Origin of the sequence: Porphyromonas pogonae (assembly GCF_036320655.1) — a bacterium.
GTDB lineage: Bacteria > Bacteroidota > Bacteroidia > Bacteroidales > Porphyromonadaceae > Porphyromonas > Porphyromonas pogonae.
Map to the genome: position 1 here is coordinate 655,378 of NZ_CP143258.1, position 20,274 is coordinate 675,651.

The 20,274-nt window shown below is 44.4% G+C and carries 15 protein-coding genes; 9 read left to right on the forward strand and 6 right to left on the reverse strand.

What is annotated here, in order from left to right; translation table 11 throughout:
- Positions 1 to 33: 33 nt before the first annotated feature.
- Positions 34 to 1,383 carry an IS4 family transposase gene (locus VYJ22_RS02565; protein WP_329903389.1) on the reverse strand — a complete coding sequence of 450 codons (1,350 nt, stop codon included), beginning with the start codon at positions 1,381 to 1,383 and terminating at the stop codon, positions 34 to 36.
- A gap of 1,746 nt (positions 1,384 to 3,129) precedes the next feature.
- Between VYJ22_RS02565 and VYJ22_RS02570 the strand changes: the two genes are divergently transcribed.
- Positions 3,130 to 3,453, forward strand: coding sequence for a hypothetical protein (locus tag VYJ22_RS02570; RefSeq protein WP_329904871.1), 324 nt, complete (start codon positions 3,130 to 3,132; stop codon positions 3,451 to 3,453).
- Here VYJ22_RS02570 and hutH read toward each other — a convergent pair.
- From hutH to VYJ22_RS02595, 5 genes are all read right to left on the reverse strand, one after another.
- Positions 3,433 to 4,926 (reverse strand): histidine ammonia-lyase, encoded by a 1,494-nt coding sequence (hutH, locus tag VYJ22_RS02575; protein WP_329904873.1) that lies wholly within the window; start codon positions 4,924 to 4,926, stop codon positions 3,433 to 3,435. The genes VYJ22_RS02570 and hutH overlap by 21 nt on opposite strands.
- An 82-nt stretch (positions 4,927 to 5,008) precedes the next feature.
- Positions 5,009 to 5,635, reverse strand: coding sequence for a cyclodeaminase/cyclohydrolase family protein (locus VYJ22_RS02580; RefSeq protein ID WP_329904875.1), 627 nt, complete (start codon positions 5,633 to 5,635; stop codon positions 5,009 to 5,011).
- Between the two features lie 72 nt (positions 5,636 to 5,707).
- Complete coding sequence (gene hutI / locus VYJ22_RS02585) at positions 5,708 to 6,964, reverse strand: imidazolonepropionase (protein ID WP_329904876.1); 1,257 nt, start codon at positions 6,962 to 6,964, stop codon at positions 5,708 to 5,710.
- A 2-nt stretch (positions 6,965 to 6,966) separates the two neighbouring features.
- Positions 6,967 to 7,872 carry a glutamate formimidoyltransferase gene (gene ftcD, locus VYJ22_RS02590; protein ID WP_329904877.1) on the reverse strand — a complete coding sequence of 302 codons (906 nt, stop codon included), beginning with the start codon at positions 7,870 to 7,872 and terminating at the stop codon, positions 6,967 to 6,969.
- A gap of 96 nt (positions 7,873 to 7,968) precedes the next feature.
- Positions 7,969 to 9,948, reverse strand: coding sequence for a urocanate hydratase (locus VYJ22_RS02595; protein ID WP_329904878.1), 1,980 nt, complete (start codon positions 9,946 to 9,948; stop codon positions 7,969 to 7,971).
- A gap of 332 nt (positions 9,949 to 10,280) precedes the next feature.
- Here VYJ22_RS02595 and VYJ22_RS02600 point away from each other — a divergent pair, with 332 nt between their 5' ends.
- The 8 genes from VYJ22_RS02600 to VYJ22_RS02635 all read left to right on the forward strand — a co-directional run bounded on the left by VYJ22_RS02600 (position 10,281) and on the right by VYJ22_RS02635 (position 20,274).
- Entirely contained in the window at positions 10,281 to 12,020 is a 1,740-nt protein-coding gene (locus VYJ22_RS02600) for a bifunctional metallophosphatase/5'-nucleotidase (RefSeq protein ID WP_329904879.1), read from the forward strand.
- A gap of 70 nt (positions 12,021 to 12,090) precedes the next feature.
- Positions 12,091 to 12,855, forward strand: a complete 765-nt coding sequence (locus VYJ22_RS02605) for a hypothetical protein (RefSeq protein WP_329904880.1) — start codon at positions 12,091 to 12,093, stop codon at positions 12,853 to 12,855.
- A 215-nt stretch (positions 12,856 to 13,070) separates the two neighbouring features.
- Positions 13,071 to 14,747, forward strand: a complete 1,677-nt coding sequence (locus VYJ22_RS02610; protein ID WP_329904881.1) for a S41 family peptidase — start codon at positions 13,071 to 13,073, stop codon at positions 14,745 to 14,747.
- A complete protein-coding gene (locus VYJ22_RS02615; protein WP_329904882.1) occupies positions 14,744 to 15,292 on the forward strand; it encodes an FHA domain-containing protein in 549 nt (182 codons plus the stop codon). Before VYJ22_RS02610 ends, VYJ22_RS02615 begins: the two co-directional genes overlap by 4 nt.
- A 22-nt stretch (positions 15,293 to 15,314) precedes the next feature.
- Positions 15,315 to 16,463, forward strand: coding sequence for a GDP-mannose 4,6-dehydratase (gene gmd, locus VYJ22_RS02620; protein ID WP_329904883.1), 1,149 nt, complete (start codon positions 15,315 to 15,317; stop codon positions 16,461 to 16,463).
- Positions 16,464 to 17,555, forward strand: a complete 1,092-nt coding sequence (locus VYJ22_RS02625) for a GDP-L-fucose synthase family protein (protein ID WP_329904884.1) — start codon at positions 16,464 to 16,466, stop codon at positions 17,553 to 17,555. It abuts the gene before it with no gap.
- A gap of 28 nt (positions 17,556 to 17,583) precedes the next feature.
- Positions 17,584 to 18,891, forward strand: coding sequence for an L-cysteine desulfidase family protein (locus tag VYJ22_RS02630; RefSeq protein ID WP_329904885.1), 1,308 nt, complete (start codon positions 17,584 to 17,586; stop codon positions 18,889 to 18,891).
- 231 nt (positions 18,892 to 19,122) lie between these two features.
- Positions 19,123 to 20,274, forward strand: coding sequence for a hypothetical protein (locus VYJ22_RS02635; RefSeq protein ID WP_329904886.1), 1,152 nt, complete (start codon positions 19,123 to 19,125; stop codon positions 20,272 to 20,274).

The following is a 20,274-nucleotide window of genomic DNA, read 5'->3' on the forward strand; positions in this document are numbered from 1 at the left end:
CCCTCTTGACAGCCTAATCTTTATACACATCTTTTAATTTTTTTGTTTCATGAAAGATAGTACAGTGAGGTGCTCATGGAAAACCTTTAGACCTTTGCACATGGTATTATATCCTGGAGGTCCGCCAGATTTTACATAAGCTTTCCATGATCCCAGTCGGGCTATTATCCACGAAGCCCAAGCTAACGAATCTTCCCGAAAAGGATTATTCCCATCTTTTGATCGAGGAGACTCTTTATGTAGCATTTCCATCTCTAGATGCAGCATCTCGCACTCTTCCTCTGTAAAGAGTCGATTACATGAAACGCTCTCATTGGCAGTGTCATATTTTTTCTTTAGAGTCATACACTTTAGCACAACATAGAACCCCATTGCCATAAGCTTTTTCATCGCCATACCGTTTTCTAATTGGGCAGAGGTAATACCCAAGCCTTTGGTTTTCATTAATCTAAAGACTTCTTCGATATGCCATCGATACTTGTACCACTGTATAATCCGGAGTGCATCTTCCTTACTCTTTACTTCGTGCGAGGTGAGCAAACGCCATTCGATAGGCTTTTCACCCTCGGGAACGCTACCGGCATCTTCTCTGACATGAACGTAGTGGCAGCTAATACTCTTTGAAACATCGTCTTTACCATTACCTGTGTTGCCGAAAGTGACTGGTGCATATTTGACGTCGAACAACGCCTTGCGAGGTTTACGCCCATTTTGCCTAGTGATCTGGGATGTGCAACTGAAACTAACCGGTTGTTTATCCAACCATTCGATGATACGTTCTTTTTTAGATTTTGAATCTCCCTCGAGAAGCCGATTGTGAATGGAGCGAATCAGAAAATCACATCCTTCTTCCAACGTCTTACTCATGACGGTGTAGATATCATTCTCACGATCACCCACCATGGTTTTACGTAAATTTTCTGGCAAATTTGCGTTTGCCATTTTAGCCGATGCAGCCCAACGAGACGATTCTTTCTCATTAAATCCAATTTTTTTACGCAGCTGTTTCTTCTGGCGTGCGTCTTTGCGATCTCTGTTATACAACTCAATCGAACTATAACCCATAGGGGTTTCCGTCTCAGGGTCAAAGAGCAAGCAAGGATGAGCAAAGATGCTGTACTCCGAACTCTTGTTGGTTCCATACCCATAATCTTCGTCATTAGGGTTTAATCTGCCACTGATATTATCAAAAGTAAACTCTGTAGTATCCTGAATGCAAAGCACATGCTTAAGATCTTTGCAACATTGTGCGCTATTTGCGGTAACGCAGTCCAAAAACTGATCCATTTTCCATCTTTTATTATTTAGGAGTCGATAAGCCCCCTGCCTTTCTGCATGATTCTTAAAACAACTGTTCATGACCCCGTCCACACGACGTGTCATTGCTGCCAAGACGAAATATAATCGCTTAGCGATACGTGCATCTTTTATGACGCCTGAAAATGTTAAGTTACATATATAAAGATACGAAAAAAACAACGAGGATACAATGCAATAAATTGAATAAAAGTATGTTAAATCGTTGAGATATGTGTATAGATTAGCTTGACAGCGGGGGGCTCGTCATTGTATATTTGCAGGAGTATATTTTTTTATTTCACACGCCATGATTGTTTATTTTATTATCCTCTCCATATTCATTTGCATCTGCATCATCTGTAATGGAGCCCAGTTTGTTATAGTACCAAACCGAAGCTCCACACCTCTATCCCGTATATATGAGGTGTACGGTATTTGCATGCTTTTGTTTGTTTATTTCAGTTTTTACATGCACAAGGCTTTACATCCTGTGACGTTGTGCCCCCAACGTAGTCTCATTCTTGCAGGTCTCTCATAAGTCTACGTTATCTCACCATTATATAAGGAGTCATCACCTATAAACATACTCACAGCTCGGAAGCTATTGTTGCTTTCGAGCTGTGAGTATTTATCCCCTTTCTATTGATATAATATTCACCTTTTACACCTAAAATGATTCAACATTTTAGTTAAGATACAGATCTATTACAGTTAAAGTACCGCAATATCACAGTTAAACTATTTTGGTGTTTTAACTAAAACACTGCAACGTTTTAGTTAAGACACAGAGCGTTTGCCCTATCACTACAGTACCTTCATCCTACATTAAAATCTTGTATTAAGGACCTTTACTTACCCTCAGAACTTGAAATCAAATAGGGAGTTAGCAGATTTATTTTGAAACTTCTACTCCTTCGGTGTCTGTTTTTTAATAATAGTCTATCCCCCGTAGGGTTAAATACTGTTGCAATGATTTGTGGGTATTTGGGCTAATGTTAATAATTGCAAATTGAATGGAGCCCTTTTCAGTTGTTTTGTCTGTAATATCTTGCTCTATTCAATGGAAAACGGATGCGCTACAGTTGCATGAGGTCAGTGGTGCCTCATCTGTGACAAGGTAGCCTGTGGGCTATGATCATAAAACAACAGTTGCATAACGTAGTGATTATGAATATCTATTACGCTCCCATACAGGGTGCGATTTGGTTTAGAAATTGCTTTTCTCTTTTTCGGTGGATTTACAGAGATGAGCATGTATTTTTTCTGCTCTAGAGGGTATATACAGTGCTGTTACTAATGATATGATCCACAACCAAAGGATGTCTTTAACTCTAAAAGATGGTTTGTTTACTGTAAAGAAAATAGAGTTTACTAAAGTGAGCAGTACTATAATAGTTGTTTTAGAATGGATAATTTTCTTGTAGTTCATTTGTTTAAATTCGAAGGTCAAGGTCCACAATGCCACTTCATAGCTGTAGATGTTACGATTGGAATTATATTATATATGTAATCTCAAGGTTATATTAAATCTCGGGATCTTACTACAACAATGTAACCTTTTTACAATGAAGAGATCAAATATCGTATTATGGGTTGGCTTTACTCCCACGTTCAAATTATAGGTGGCATACACAACCTCTTTATTACAGCACGGCTTATGTAGGGAGCGGAGTGGAGCTTATGCCTAAAATACAGGCTACTATCCAAATGCTAGGGCCGGAGATTCACAGCCTCGTCTTTTTTAGATTGAGGGAACAGCAATAAGTTAGTAGGTGCTGCAAAGGTTGGCCCCCTTAAAGAGAGCATCCCCAAAGGTACTCCCCAAGGTCTATGGTGATATCTTCAGGCTTGGATGAAAAAAAGAAGAAGCCCCCGACGTTAAGTGCCGTAAGACTTCTTCCCCATCATTCGGAATGGATCCGTAGTAAGGTTTATAATCGTAATTTCGAGCAATATACCAATCTGTATTGGGCCTATGCTTGCATATCAGCACGAGGGTATGTGGCATGCCCATTGGTTACAGATCAGAAAGGGGGGGATCTATTGTGCCTCCTGTTGAGGACGTGCCTGTGTATTTCTGCTAAGGTAAATGCTGCTATTGGTAAAGAAGTTCCACTATGCTATACAGCACTGCTATTTGTTGAACTTGTATGAGCGGACAAACTCTACGCTTTGTTGTATCTGCTTGTACATCACTACATCGTCTTCCACTCTGGGCACCTCCTTGCGGAATGCGGCGAGCATGGCCTCAAGCGTCTTGGATGTTTTGACAGGTCTCCTGAACTCAAACGCCTGAGCCGCATTCATCAGCTCTATAGCGAATATATGCTCCAGATTGTCTATGATAGGCAGTAGCTTGGTAGCAGCGTTGGCACCCATGCTCACGTGGTCTTCCTGCCCGTTGCTGCTGACTATGCTATCACTGGATGCAGCGTAGCAGTACATCTTATTTTTACTGACCATAGAGGCGGCAGCATATTGCGGTATCATGAAGCCGGAGTTGAGCCCCGGGTTGGCAACAAGGAATTCGGGGAGGTTGCGTAGCCCCAGTATCAGTTGAGCTACCCTTCTCTCGGAGATATTACCCAGCTCGGCCAGAGCGATAGCCAAGAAGTCATAAACGATGGCGAGAGGTTGCCCGTGGAAGTTACCTCCCGAAAGTATCATCTCTTCGTCGGGGAAAACAGTGGGATTGTCCGTTACGGAGTTGATCTCACGGATTACTACGCTTTTGACATAGTTGATAGCATCGCGGCTGGCTCCATGCACTTGTGGTACACAGCGGAAAGAGTAGGGGTCTTGCACTTGCTTTTTGGGGCGACTGATCTGTTTGCTTCCCTGAAGTAGTTCTCTCATATGGCGAGCTACGGCTATCTGCCCTTCGTGAGGGCGTATGGTGTGCAGTTGCTCGGTAAAAGGAGCTTCGAGACCATCGAATGCTTCCAAAGAGAGAGCCGCAAGATAGTCGGCTGCCTGGGCGATACGTTCGGCTTTGATGAGGGCATACACCCCATGTGCACTCATAAACTGGGTGCCGTTGAGCAGGGCTAGCCCTTCTTTGCTCTTGAGTGTCACCGTCTCCAGTCCTACTTCTTTGAGTACCTCTCCGGCGTTACGCTTTTCGTTCTTATAATATACTTCGCCTTCGCCTATGAGAGGGAGAAAGAGATTGGCCAGGGGAGCGAGGTCGCCCGAGGCTCCGAGTGAACCCCTGTCGTAAACGACCGGTACAATATCGAGATTGAGCAAATCGAGCATACGCTCTACCGTCACTAGTTGTACTCCGCTATGTCCGAGCGACAAAGCATAAGCTTTGAGGAGGAGCATGAGGCGCACGATATCAGGGTGCACTTCTGTGCCGCAACTACAGGCATGACTCTTGACGAGGTTTTCCTGAAGGCGAGTGAGGTCTTCTGCTGAGATGGATTTGCAACAAAGTGACCCAAAGCCCGTGGTGATACCATAGAGAGGTTTGTCGCTAAGCGCTACTTTCTTATCTAGATACTCCCGGCAGTGATGTATACGTTTTACGGCATCTTTGGATAGTTTGAGATGGCATGGTGCACTCAGATATTTTTTGAGGAAGTCTAAGGTGAGTTGTTCGGTGCCTAAATTATATGTTTTCATTGTATCATGTGGTGTGAAGAACCGGAGCAATAAAGCAGCTTCCTCTTATGATGGTTGCTGCCGATGATTGCTCCGGGTTTGATTAGAATGTATTTTTGACGTGCTCGAGGATCACTTTTTCTCTCTTCACAGCATCCTCTTCGAGGCGGTCCGCTTCGGCTTTGAGCTCGCTCACAAACTGCTCGTCTTTGAGCGAAGTGAGGTTGATGCGCACATTGAGCAGTGCCCCGATGATGGCTGTGCGTGCACACATCATGGCTACGCAACCGTCTGTAATGGCATTCTGATTACCTTTTGCCACCACTTGTTCGATAAGATCAAGAAGGCTGTGTGTGCGTCGTGCTACCTCCATAGGTACCAGAGCAGCCTGCTTGGTGCTCTGCTGTATTTGCTCGGAGCGGTGAGCTTTCTCTTGGTCTGTCTCTTTGGGGAGTTTGAAAGCATCGAAAACCAAGTTGTACGCTTCGCTGTCGCGGTCGATGTCCAGCACAAGCTCCTTGTAGATTGCATCGGCTTTGGAGCTTATTTGTTTCATTTCGTCTTCGACTTCGGCATATTTCTTTTTGCCTATGGTGAGGTTTGCCACCATCTCTGCCAAAGCACCGGCTATGGCTCCGTTGAGAGCTGAGATGCTACCACCTCCGGGCACAGGCTCCTGGCCTGCTGTTTCGCCCAGAAAACCTGATACGGTGAGTTCTGTCAAATTCATTTTATTGGTTGTTGTTGTTTTATTCTTTGTATACTTTATTAATTATTACGAAGCTTGAATAGTATTTACCCTTCATCCAAAATCATACACTACTCCGTTTTTCACTGTGGCTTTTACGAGATTCATGCCGAAGTGATAGGAGAGGAATTTGTATGACGGATAATGAAGAATAGCGAAGTCGGCTTTCTTGCCGGGTTCGATGCTACCGATGCTTTGCTCTAGCCCCAAAGCCGCAGCTCCGTTGATGGTAAACGCAGTTACAGCTTCCTCCACAGTCATACCCATATAGATGGTAGCCAACGCAAACATGAGCGGAACAGATGCGGAAAAGCAACTACCGGGATTGAGATCTGATGCCAGCGCTACGGCGCAGCCGGCGTCTATCATGCGACGTGCCGGAGCATAATCTGCTTTGAGACTAAAAGCCGTACAGGGCAGTAAGGTGCCCACGGTGTTACTATGTGCCAGAGCTTCGATGCCGGCGGGGGAAATCTGTAGTAGATGATCGGCAGAGAGACAGCCCAGCTCGGCTGCCAACTCAGCTCCGCCAAAGGGAACGATTTCGTCGGCATGCATTTTTATTTGGAGCCCGTGTGCTTTGGCCGCATTGAGCATGAGGCGTGTCTGGTCGTGATCGAACACTCCTTTTTCCGTAAATATGTCACAGCATTGAGCCAGTTGCTCTCGCTCCACGGCAGGCAATACTTCTTTGCACAGATATTCGATGAACTCATCTTCGCGCCCTTTGTACTCCGGAGGAGTGTCGTGCGCCCCCATGAATGTGGAGAATATGTCTATCGGTTGTGCGGTATTGAGCCTCTGTGCCACCCGAAGTTGTTTGAGCTCCGTGTCGAGTTCCATACCATAGCCACTCTTGGCCTCAACGGTGGTGACTCCCATACGTAGCATAGCCTGCAAGTGCTTGCCGGCTCCCTGGAATAGCTCGGCCTCGGTAGCGGAGCGCGTAGCCTGCATGGTGCTGGCTATACCGCCGCCACGTTGCATGATGCTCATATAAGAGTCGCCTGCGAGTCGCCACTGGAACTCATCCTCACGGTAGCCCCCAAAGACCAGGTGTGTATGACTATCTACGAAACCCGGCAGTACACATGCGCCATGGGCGTCATACTCATGACACCCTATGACGTGGTGCTTGTCCACGTCATTCATCGATCCTGCAAAAACGACTAAGCCGTTGCGCACTACGATAGCAGCAGGGCCGTCGATCACTTGCAGGTCGTCCATCTCCGTGCCTCTGCGAGCATGAGATCCTCTGCAAGTGACGAGTTGGCCGATGTTCTTTATGAATAGGTTGTCTGCGGGCTTCATGGCTATTCCATCATGCGTGATTCCAATATCTGGTCAGCGGAGAAATTTTCGATACCCAGATAATACTCGGCACAGTCGATGAGCGCCATCATGGGCACAAGGCCTATCACTTCGGAGCCTACTACCTCTACACCATAGCGCTTGGCTTCCATTCTCACCATCTCGTGAGCACGGTAAACGGATGTTTTGGTATAGTCGGTGAGATTCATAGATACTTGTGTGATGTGTCTGTCACTAAGCTCTACCCCCATGGCTTTACAGAATCTGAGGCCACCGCCTATAAAGCGCACCTTCTTGGCGATAGCTGAGGCGATGTCAAGATCGGCTGTATTCAGGTTTACATTATAAGCTACCAGAGGCATCCTGGCCCCCACAGCTACAGTACCGGCTGTGGGGTGACGCTCTTCCGGCCCAAAGTCGGGATGCCACTCCGGCTGATGTATCTTCTCGGCCATACCTTCGAACTCGCCCTTGCGAATAGCGGCAAGATTCTCGCGATGTGGTGAAGTGGCGGACTTTTCATACAGGAATACGGGGATGCCATAGCGACTCCCGATCTCCTCTCCCACACGTTGGGAGAGCCCTATGGCCTCGTCCATGCTTACGTTGCGGATAGGGATGAATGGGATTACATCCACGGCACCCATGCGCGGGTGCTGTCCTTGATGTTTGGTCAGGTCTATAAGCTCTACAGCGATACCTACTGCTTCCAATACGGCTTCTTTGAGAGGCTCAGGCTCACCCACTACGGTTACTACCAGTCTGTTGTGATCTTCGTCATTGCTATAGTTGAGTAGCTTCACCCCATCTCTGGTGCGGAAAGGGTTTACTATCTTTTCGATTTTTTCTCTGTCGCGTCCTTCACTGAAATTGGGTACGCACTCCATGATTCTTGATAAAGATGCCATGATTTTGTTGTTTTTTAAATATTTCCGGTAGGATAATACTTCTCCGGACCGGATTGGATTGTACTGAATATTTATTTAGAGATAGAGAGATTTAGTTTACAAGACCTCATCCAGCAGGTGCTCGTCGACCAAGTAAGGCATTGTGATGTGATAGCCCTCGGCGTGAGATTTGTTGAACTCCTCACTTGTCTTCATGGCGTTCTCATTTCTTGCCCATGAGCGACGTGCCACACCACCCATAACATCCCACAACATGGCAGAACGCAAGATGGTGTCTACTCTCTCTGATCCGTCCAGAACCATACCGAAGCCGCCGTTGATAGCTTTGCCTACGCCCACGCCACCACCGTTGTGCAGAGCCACAAGGCTCATGCCGCGGGCAGCGTTGCCTGCAAAGCACTGTACTGCCATATCAGCCATAACATTGCTCCCGTCTTTGATATTGGATGTCTCACGGAAAGGTGAGTCTGTGCCGCTTACATCGTGGTGGTCTCTACCCAGCATGATGGGGCCTACCTCTTTGTTCCGCACCATCTCGTTGAAGCGTAGTGCAATGTTCATTCGTCCCAAAGCGTCCTGATATAAGATACGCGCCTCTGTGCCCACAACTAATTTATTCTCCTCCGCATCACGTATCCAGTTGTAATTGTCGCGGTCTTGCTCGCGTCTTTCAGGGTCTATGCAGTCCATAGCAGCCCTATCGGTTTTGATAAGATCTTCATGATTGCCAGAGAGACATACCCAACGGAATGGGCCATAACCGTAGTCGAACAGCTCGGGTCCCATGATATCTTCCACATAACTTGGCCAAATGAAACCGTCTTTTTCGTCTATGCCGTTTTTGGAAATCTCTTTTACTCCGCTGTCATAGATGGCTTTCATAAAGGCGTTGCCGTAATCGAAGAAATATGTACCGGTAGCAACCAACGCTTTTACAACGTTGAAATGACGGTGCAGGCTTTTGTCTACCTCGTCACAAAACTGCTTGCGATCTTCCTTGAGCATCTTGGTACGCTCCTCAAAGCTAAGGCTCGCAGGGCAGTACCCTCCTTCATATACAGCATGACAACTGGTTTGGTCCGAGAGCAGGTCAATATGAATATGATGAGCAAGAGCATACTCCAGCAGATCTACGATGTTGCCATGGTAGGCTATGGAACAAGCCTCTCCGGTTTGCATGGCTTTATGGGCAAGGTCGAAAGCTTCTTGCATAGAGTCTGTGCGATGCTTTACCCATCCTTGATTGTATCGGGTATCGATGCGTGAGTTGTCTACTTCGGCGGTAATGGATACTGCCCCGGCTATATCTGCCGCTTTGGGTTGAGCCCCGCTCATACCTCCGAGCCCTGAGGATACGAATAACTTACCACCGAGGTTTTCACCTGTTTTGATGCCCAGTTTCTGACGTCCAGCATTGAGTAGGGTGTTGAAAGTGCCGTGGACTATACCTTGCGGGCCGATGTACATCCACCCGCCGGCCGTCATTTGCCCGTAATTGGCAACACCCATCTGTGCGGCTATTTCCCAGTCTTTGATATTGTCGAAGAGTCCTACCATCATGGAGTTAGTGATGATGACGCGTGGGGCTTCGGGCTTGGATTTGAATAATCCCAGAGGGTGCCCACTCTCAACAACCAACGTTTGGTCTTGTGTGATCTCTTCCAGATATTTGATAAGAAGTCGGTATTGCATCCAGTTCTGACACACCTGCCCCGTTTCGCCGTAAGTCACGAGTTCATAAGGATAGAGTGCTACGTCGAAAGCAAGGTTATTATTGATCATGACTTGAAACGCTTTGCCTTCGATACACTTGCCTTTGTATTCATCGATGCTTTTGGCTTTGAGATCACCTTCGGGGCGATACCTGTATCCGTAAATTTTGCCTCGTGTTTTGAGTTCTTCAAGAAACTCGGGAGCTAACTCAGCATGTAACTCTTTCGGTATGTATCTGAGAGCATTCTTGAGAGCTGTTCTTGTTTGATCGGGTGTGAGTCTGAATCCGCGGTCGGGTGCACGCCTAATACCCTCAATAAACTGTGGGTAATGCGGCAAGTTATTATCCAGCGTAAATTTCATGATGCATTATGTTTTATATGGTTCGATTAGTCTTGCAAAAAATCGTGTGGTATTTTCTTTTACGATTCGGCAATATACGATATTTTTATGACTTATGCTTGCTTTTCCGGTTCGTTTTCGTTTTGATTTCGTTTGTTGTGCACCATCGATCTGATGAAGATGTATGACATCACAAATATTGGGATAATGTGGTACTGCAAGGCATTCTGATGAGCAGATTGTGAGGACGCTTGGGGTATTCCGTAACTTTGATGTCTATTAATTTTATGGTTTTTATTGATTATCTATCTCTAAGTTTATATCTTTAACCAATATTAAAAACACGAAATCTTATGAGATCATTTCATTATCATATCCTGTGCCTGATATCACTGGTGCTGACAGGCGCTATAACTAGTAGTTGTAACAAAACTTCTTCGGTGGAGTTTCGTATTATTCACACCACAGATATGCACGGAAACGTCTTCCCTAAAAACTTCATTAATAATGAAGAGGGTACCGGTAGCCTGGCAAGACTTTCATCTATGATGAAGGAAGTGCGTAGAGAAAATAGAAACGTGTTGTTGTTGGACGGAGGTGATATCTTGCAAGGCGAACCTACGGCTTATTACTACAATTACATCGATACGGTGGCTCCGCATCTCATGGCTTCTGCAATGAACTATGTGAAGTACGATGCTGCTTGTATAGGTAATCATGATATAGAGCCGGGGCATGAAATCTATGATCGGTGGGTAAAGGAGTGTAACTTCCCTGTATTGGGTGCTAATGTAATCAGCTTGAAATCTTCTGAACGTAAGCCTTATTTCCCTCCGTATAAAACATTTGATTTCAATGGCGTGAAAGTGGCTGTTGTGGGGATGGTTACCCCGGCTATACCTGAGTGGGTACCCCAAAAAATGTGGACAGGATTGGAATTTGAAGATATTATAAAATCGGCAAAACATTGGATTCCTCTTATACGTAAGGAAGTCAAGCCTGATATTTTGGTTGCACTATTGCATACAGGGCTGAAGAATACGGATACTCACTATCTTGAAAATGCAGGAGAAACACTGGCAAAAGAGGTGTCGGGGATAGATATTATGCTTTTGGGGCATGACCACCAAAAAGATATGCGATGGCTGAAAAACAGCAACGGCGACTCTGTGCTGCTAATGAATCCTGCCAATCATGTTGATTTTGCTTCGGATATCAAGATACAGATTAAGAAAAAAGGAGATAAAATTATTGAAAAGCATATTACTGCGGGTTTTGCGGACTTGAATGCTTTTGACCCCGATACAGCTTTTATGTCTAAGTTTATTACGCAGGAGGCTGCGGTGACGCAGTTTTTGGGCAAGAAAGTTGGTGAATTGAAAAAAACGGTTTATGGAAAAGATGCTTTGTTTGGAGCCTCAGGATATTTGTCCGTAATCCATAATATGCAATTAGAGTCAGGAAAAGCTGATATCTCACTTGCTGCACCTTTGTCCTTGAGTGCTAAAGTGGAGGCCGGTGATATCTATGTGCGTGATCTCTTTAAGTTTTGTCCGTTTTCGAATTTCTTATACGTGATGGACATGACGGGGCAAGAGATTAAAGATTATCTTGAGTATTCTTATGGGTTATGGACGAATGAAATGAAGTCAGCTCAGGATCACCTGCTTCTTTTTAGACCTGATGCCAAGAAGGAGGATAAATATAAGACACAAAACCCCACCTTCAACTTCAGTGCGGCGCAGGGTATAGACTATATTGTAGATGTATCCAAACCGGTGGGTGAGCGTGTAACTATTCACAAAATGTCCGACGGTAAACCGTTTGAATCAGCCAAGCATTACCGTGTGGCTCTCAATTCATATCGTGGCGGTGGCGGTGGTGGTCACATGACAGACGGTGCCAAGATACCCCGCGAGGCATTATCCTCAAGAGTATTGGAGACATCCTCCTACGACGAAATGTATTTGCTCATGAAATATTTCGAGAGTAAGGGTACAATTGACCCTGTAAATCCGGCTAACTGGCTCTTCGTCCCCAAAGCGTGGGTAAGCGCGGCGATAAAGAAGGATGCTACATTTATGGATTTATAATTCCCACATAAATTACATTTTTGTCTGCTTACAATCATAATCAACTGTTTCATCCCTTAGGAGGTTTATCATGACACTTTGGGGACTTATCGCTTGTATCCTTTTTGTCCTGGTATTTGCATGGTTTGCACTTAGCCGTCGCAAAGACATATCTGCATACGAGCAAGAGAACTTCAAGCCGGCTCATATCCTCAATGCGCACGAGTCATCACTATTGGTTCCCCGTATAGAAACAAATAGTACTTCACCTCCTTATTATTTACTTTTTGATACAGAGACTACGGATATTGCCTCTGAAGACCTCGATACAGATCATGATAATACTCCTGTATTGCTTGCTTTGTCATGGCAAATATTGTCTGAGGAAGGTTCCTGCCTGAATGAGCATAGTTATATTATGAGAAAAGAAGTCAGGGATACGGACAGCCTGCAATGCTGTGGAATAAGTAGAGGAGAGCTATCAGAGGGTAATGACGCCGTTATTATTTATAACCGATTCATTGAAGATGTCCTGAGTTGTAAAGTTTTGGTCGCTCACAACCTTTCTTTTCATCGAGAGGTATTGTATGCGGATATGGAGCGCTTGGGCTTGGATCCCTCTCCGATGTTTCTTCTCCAGCAGTTGTGTACGATGCAATTGGGGGTAGATATTGTACATATTATGATGCCCGGAGGCGGATGGAAACTACCCAAGCTTTCGGAGCTCTTCGGAACCCTGTATTTCAGAACCCCTGCCGTGAAGGTAGAATGGCGTAGCAAAACACTTTCGGATGTGAGGGTTTTGGGAGCATCGGTCAAGGAGCTTATTCGTCGAGGTATAATTGCTGAAGAGTAAGAACCGCACTGTTATATGCTCGATATAACTTTATCATGTGGAGTAAGAGGAGAATATAAATACTTAGATATGCCAAATAAACGTTACCTTATAAAAGTTTGGTAACTTTATAGCCCGAAACTCATTGCTTTGAGTGCGGTGTAAGGTATTATTGCTTAATTAACAGAAAGAAAAAATCCTATATGAATATCAGACATATCAGCCTTTGTGTGTTAATGACACTTGGAGCTATGCTTTCTTCTTCAGCGCAGACCCCGACTCCTAAAAAGGAGAATAAAGAGTCTGCTAACCAGTACAATTATATACGCTCGCTTGATGTAATTGGCTCTGTGATGAGCAATATCAACAGGTACTTCGTAGATACAGTGAGTGTAGATAGGATGAGCCGTAAAGGTATCGACGCCATGCTCAGCAGTCTTGATCCTTATACCGAGTATTTTGCAGCAGAAGATACTGATCAGCTCAAGCTCCTTACTAAGGGTGAGTATGGAGGCATTGGATCTATTATATCCCAGAGACCCGATAGTACCGTTGTGATCAATGAGCCATTCGAAGGTATGGCAGCAGATAAAGCCGGGCTCAAGGCCGGTGATGTAATCTTGGAGATAGATGGTAAGGATTTCAGAAAAACCACTACCGTAAAAGTGAGTGAAGCCTTGAAAGGCGTGCCGGGAACTACAATTAAAATTCTTGTACGCAGACCTTTTGAGAAAAAAGACAGGTTGTTTGAGTTCAAGAGACGTATAGTGGTGGTAAACCCTATAACATATTATGGAGTATTGCCCGGTAATAATGGCTATATCAACTTTAATAGTTTTACCTCAGAAAGCGCCGATGCTTTCAAAAAAGCATTCAACGACTTGAAGACCAATCATAAGATCAAGGGTCTGGTTATAGACCTCAGAGGCAACGGAGGCGGATTGATCGAAGAGTCTATAAAGATGGTAAATCTATTTGTCCCCCAGGGCAAGGTGGTCGTAACAACCAAAGGACGTCCTGACCTCAATGACGAGAATATCTTTAAGACATTCAGCAAGCCTGTCGACACAGAGATTCCTATCACAGTGTTGATAGATGGTCAGTCGGCTTCTGCTGCTGAGATCGTTACAGGCGCTTTGCAAGATATGGATAGAGCAGTAGTTATCGGACAAAAAAGTTATGGCAAAGGCCTCGTACAAAGCACTCGTCAACTTCCATACGGTGGAGTTATTAAACTCACAACAGCTAAGTATTACATCCCCAGTGGCAGGTGCATACAGCGTATTGACTACCATGAAGCCCGAGAGGGAAATACCAATACCGTTACCCCTGACAGCCTGACAAAGGTATTTCATACAGCAGGTGGCAGACCGGTAAGAGATGCGGGTGGTATACTGCCGGATATATCCGTGGTGCCGGATTCTATGCCCACCATGCTTTTTTATATTGCTACCAACAATATAGCTTTCGACTATGTCACAGGCTATATGAGCAAGCACCCTCATATATCCCAGCCGGAACAATTCTCTATCACTGACAAAGACTATGATGACTTCAAGAAGATGCTCATCGATAAGAAATTTGAATATGACAGGCAGAGTGGCAAGATGTTGGAAAAATTAAAAGAGGTAGCTCGACTTGAAGGCTATCTCGACTCTGCTCAAGAGACTATCAAGAAACTTGAAGAGCAACTCAAGCCGAATCTAAACCGAGATCTTGAGAAGTTTAAACCTCAGATTACAGACTATATTAATAGTGAGATAGTGACGAGAGTTTATTACAAGAAGGGAGCCGTAAAGAAAATGCTCATAAAAGATAAGACTGTGGAGAAAGCTCTGGAAATACTTAACAATTCTGATAAATACAAAGAAATCCTCACCAAGAAATCTGATGAAAAGGAGGTGAAAGCGTGAAAGTAATCCATTGTCCCAAATGTGACAAGCAGATCATCATCTCTGATGAAAAAATGGAACAAGCCAAGATCGATGGTAAATTGGCTGTGGTGTGTGGGAGTTGCGGTAGACAAATAAAAGCACGGATAAAATCATCTGTAAATAAAACTACTGCCGGACATGACTCTCGCAAGGGAAATGTATTGGGACAAATCATAGTACTTGAGAATGGCTTTGGTTACCGACAGTCATTTGCCATTTACGAAGGTGCTAATCATATAGGACGACGCAACAAGGATACGGATGTGGATATCCCTGTACTTACCGGTGACCCCAGTATGGGGAGGCACCATGCGGTGATCAAGGCTGAGACCAAAGCTGACGGAACTAAAAGATTTGCCGTTAAGGATGATGACAGTCTTGTGGGTACATTTGTTGGCGGGCGCATTCTCGGAAAGAAAGAGTGGGCTTGGATAGAACCCGGAGAGGTGATTACTTTGGGGGCTACCAGCATCATACTATCTGACGAACTGCCGGAGGTAGAGCAAGAAACAATAACAGAATAATAAGAAAATACTATACAAGCCGATGAAAGTTGCTTTAATTACCGGGGTGACCGGTCAAGATGGCGCCTACCTCTCAAAATATTTGCTAAAGAAGGGGTATGAAGTGCATGGTATCAAGAGGCGATCTTCTCTATTCAATACTCAGCGTGTGGATCACATCTATCAGGATCCGCATGAGAGTAACAGGAACTTCTTCCTGCACTATGGTGATTTGTCGGACTCGATGAATGTTACTCGCATCATCAAAGAAATCCAACCTGATGAGGTTTATAACCTTGGAGCTATGAGCCATGTCAAAGTAAGCTTTGAGAGTCCCGAGTATACAGGTGATGTAGTAGGTTTAGGAGCTTTGAGGATATTGGAGTCTATACGCCTTTTGGGGCTTGAGCAGAAAACACGGATGTACCAGGCGTCGACCAGTGAGCTTTACGGCTTGGTGCGTGAGACTCCCCAAAGTGAGATGACGCCTTTTTATCCGCGTAGCCCGTATGCTTGTGCCAAGCTTTATGCTTATTGGATTACAGTCAATTATCGTGAAGCTTATGGTATGCATTGTAGCAATGGTATCCTTTTCAATCACGAATCCCCTCTTCGAGGAGAGACATTTGTAACTCGCAAGATTACCAGATCGGTAAGCCGTATTGCCCTTGGTCTTCAAAAGAAGCTTTATTTGGGCAACCTTTCTGCTCGACGAGATTGGGGGCATGCCAAGGATTATGTGCGCTCAATGTACCTGATCTTGCAGCAAGATCGCCCTGATGACTATGTCGTAGCTACAGGAATTACCACTGAGGTAAGAGAGTTTGCTCGGCTTGCCTTTGACGAGGTTGGGCTTGAGATTGTTTTTTCAGGAGAAGGCGTGCATGAGACCGGCAGATTGTCTTATATCAATGAAGATAAGTTTGTGCGGTGCGTAGGCGAATCCTATTTACCCGTAGTAAAAACGCTCATAGGACAAGATGTAGTGGCTGTAGATCCGGCTTATTTCCGACCCACTGAAGTGGATTTGCTACTGGGTGATCCTACCAAAGCGCACGAAAAGCTTGGTTGGTTCCCTAAATACGAACTCAAGGATATCGTTGCTGATATGGTGGAATGTGATGTCAAACTGATGAAGCAGGATGCTTATCTCAAAGAGGGCGGTTATAAGATCCTCAACTATTTCGAATAAATGATGAAGAAAGATGTCAGGATATATGTAGCAGGTCACAGAGGATTGGTAGGGAGTGCTATTGTGAATAACCTCAAGTCCAAAGGCTACACTCACATCATCTGTCGTACGCACACTGAGCTCGATCTCTTGGATGCTATTGCGGTAAAGCGCTTTTTCGACGAAGAACGCCCCGAATACGTATTTTTAGCGGCTGCTTTTGTTGGTGGCATCATGGCCAATAATACCTACAGAGCCGATTTTATATATAATAATCTCGGTATCCAACAGCATGTGATCGGCGAGAGTTATCGCCATGGCGTCAAAAAGCTTCTTTTTCTCGGAAGCACGTGTATATACCCTCGCGAAGCTCCTCAGCCAATGTCTGAGGATTGCTTACTCACCTCTCCTTTGGAGTACACCAACGAGCCCTATGCCATAGCCAAGATAGCCGGTCTGAAGATGTGCGAGAGCTTCAATATCCAGTACGGCACCAATTATATTGCGGTGATGCCTACCAATCTTTATGGCCCTCAAGATAATTTTGACCTTGTCTCATCACATGTGATGCCTGCGATGATCAGAAAGATATTTCTGGCAAAATGTGTAAAGGAAAGAGACTATGATATGATCAGAAAAGATCTTTTGTGCCGTCCTATTCCTCAGGTTGAGGATTCTATGAAAGCTACTCCCGAAGACCTTCTCGAAGCCCTGACCAACTATGGGATATCCCCTCACCAACTATGTCTCTGGGGTAGCGGTAAGCCTTTAAGAGAGTTTCTTTGGAGTGAAGAGATGGCAGATGCCTGTGTTTACATCATGGAAAGGGTGAATTTTAGTGATTTATATCAGAAGGATGCGCATGAGATCCGAAACTGCCATATCAATATAGGTACCGGTAAAGAGATCTCCATTGCAGAATTGTCCAGCCTCATTGCACAGGTTGTGGGGTATAAGGGAAATATCGTTTTCGACTCATCTAAGCCTGATGGTACAATGAGAAAGCTTACCGACCCTGCTAGACTGCATGGACTGGGATGGCATCATAAGATAGAAATTGAAGAAGGTGTGAATAGACTTTGTCAATGGTACTATGAATCTATCTTAGCATAAAAAACAAACGAAAGGAATTATAAAAATCATGAATGCACGAACTGAAGAACGTATTATTGAACTAATAAAAAGAGAAGTAGTCCCGGCTACGGGATGTACCGAGCCTGTGGCAGTAGCTCTCACAGTGGCATATGCTTCATCTATCTTGCCCGGCAAGGTAAAAGATATCCAAGTGAAGTTGAGCGCTAATGTGCTCAAAAATGCTATGGGTGTTGGTATACCGGGCACCGGTATGATAGGTATTCCTATTGCCATAGCATTGGGAGCTGTAGTGGCGGATCCGTCCAAAGATCTCAAAGTCCTCGATGGTTTCAGCCAACAAGACTTTGCTAAAGCCAAAGCGATTGTGGAAAAAGGGATGATACATGTCGATCTTAAAGAAGGCGATGTGGACAAACTTTATATCGAAGCTATCATGACTGACGAAGAAGGTAATGATGCTGTTGCCATTATTAGCAAAAAGCATAATGCACTCCATAAGCTTCTTCTCAATAATGTCCCGGTGCATCTTGATCATGATAAACATGATGACGAGCCTTGTGAAACAGAGGAAGAGGTACAAGACGAGGATATCACCCTTAATTTTGACATGGTTTATGATTTTGCATTGAATGCTCCCTTGGAAAAGATCAGCTTTATTCTGGAGGCTGCCGAGCTCAACAGAGCTGCCAGTGACTACTCCCTAAAGGGTAAATACGGACACTCTGTAGGCCGAATGATACAAGGGAAATTAGGCCAAAAATATTTGGGTAATAGTGCTCTTACACATATGCTCACCTACACCAGCTCTGCATGTGATGCCCGTATGGATGGAGCTCCCGTTACGGTGATGAGCAATTCCGGCAGTGGTAACCAAGGTATCACGGCTACATTGCCGGTATTGAGTTTTGCAGAAGACGAGAAGGTATCAGAAGAGAAAAAGATACGTGCTCTGATGTTGAGCAACCTCATGGTAATTTATATCAAACAGAAGCTGGGGCGTCTCTCAGCGTTGTGCGGATGTGTGGTGGCTGCCACAGGGTCAAGCAGTGGTATTACCTATCTTATGGGTGGAACCAAACAGCAGATTAGCTATGCTATAAAGAACATGGTTGGTAATCTTACCGGCATGATATGCGACGGAGCCAAGCCCAGTTGCAGTATGAAAGTCTCCAGTGGGGTAAGTTCTGCTATGTTTTCTGCATTATTGGCAATGGAACATCAGGTGGTAACCAGTAATGAAGGTATTGTGGAAGATGATGTGGATAAGTCAATAGACAATCTTACCAGTATCGGCCGCGAAGCTATGGAGCAGACAGATAAATATGTGCTTAATATTATGACTCATAAGCAGTAAAATGTTATTTTTCTCGTTTATTTTATACGAGAAAAGTATACAAGGAGCATTTCTTTTCCCGTTATGGTATAGAAATGCTCCTTTTAACATTTCTGATGCAATATATAAATGTTTAAAATTGTATATTTGATAAAAATATATAATTTTAGTACACGCAAAGATTAAACTCCCGTAATTAAGGAAGTCTAATATATATAGAAGGAATTCAAATCGATTAAAAACAATATGGGTATGAAACGGAATAAATTTAAACTCCTTGCCGGAGTGATGTTCATGACATCCTTACTGGCTTTTGCCCAGAATGACAATCCTTATAAGGATGATGTTTATTATTCACGCAAGGATGCGCAAAAAGATCGCAAGATAGAAGAGAAAAGGCTCCAAGAAGAGCGCGCTCGTTATCGTCTTGCGCAGGAAGAGTTGGCAAAAAACCAAGGTAGCAATACTAATGTCTTAATAACAAGCAATGCCACTGATGCTCAGATAGAGGCATACAACAGACGTTTATCGGATAAGCAGATCGACAGTCTATCCCGAATGGGGTATAACTCTTTGTCTTTTGACAAGAACAATAGGGTATACGGCACTTACTCTGCCAGACTCGATCGCTTTCATAATCCTGATGTAATTATGATAGATGGCTCAGAGCCGTTGCTTATTTCTTCAGCAGGAGCATATGACTACTACATGGTGCCTTCGGGCAATACTAATTTCAACTTCAACTTCGGTTGGGGTAATAATTGGTATCCTTGGTACGACTCTTGGTATGGTCCATATTATCGTCCCGGATATTATGGCGGATATTGGAATAATTACTACCCACGCAGGTGGGGAGGATGGGGATATTACGATCCTTTCTATGATCCCTTCTATTCCCCTTATTACGATTTCTATTATAGACCGTGGGGCTATTACGGTGGCTATTATGGTGGTTATTGGAATGGTTTTTATGATGGGTGGTACAATGGGTATCCTATATATGAGAGACGTAATTATTACACCCACAGTCAGACTTCGCCCCGTTATGGATATGATAGAGGTAATGGTTCCTACAACAGGGATAATATAGATCGCTACAATGATTCTTATTCAAGACCTCGCGGAGGATGGGAGAGTCGCAGTAGCACTTATGATTACAATAGTAACCGCAACAATAATTATAACTATCAGTCTGATTACAATAGAGCTTCTTCAAGACGTGACTATTACAACAACAGAAATAATGTGAATAGTCGTAGCTATGACTCTAACTCTACCAGATCATCATACAACTATGACCGCTCATCATCGAGCAATAGTCGCAGCAGTTATAATAACAGCAACTCTTCAGGTTCATCAGGTAGCAATTCATCCAGTGCACGTAGTTCATATAACAGAAGATAA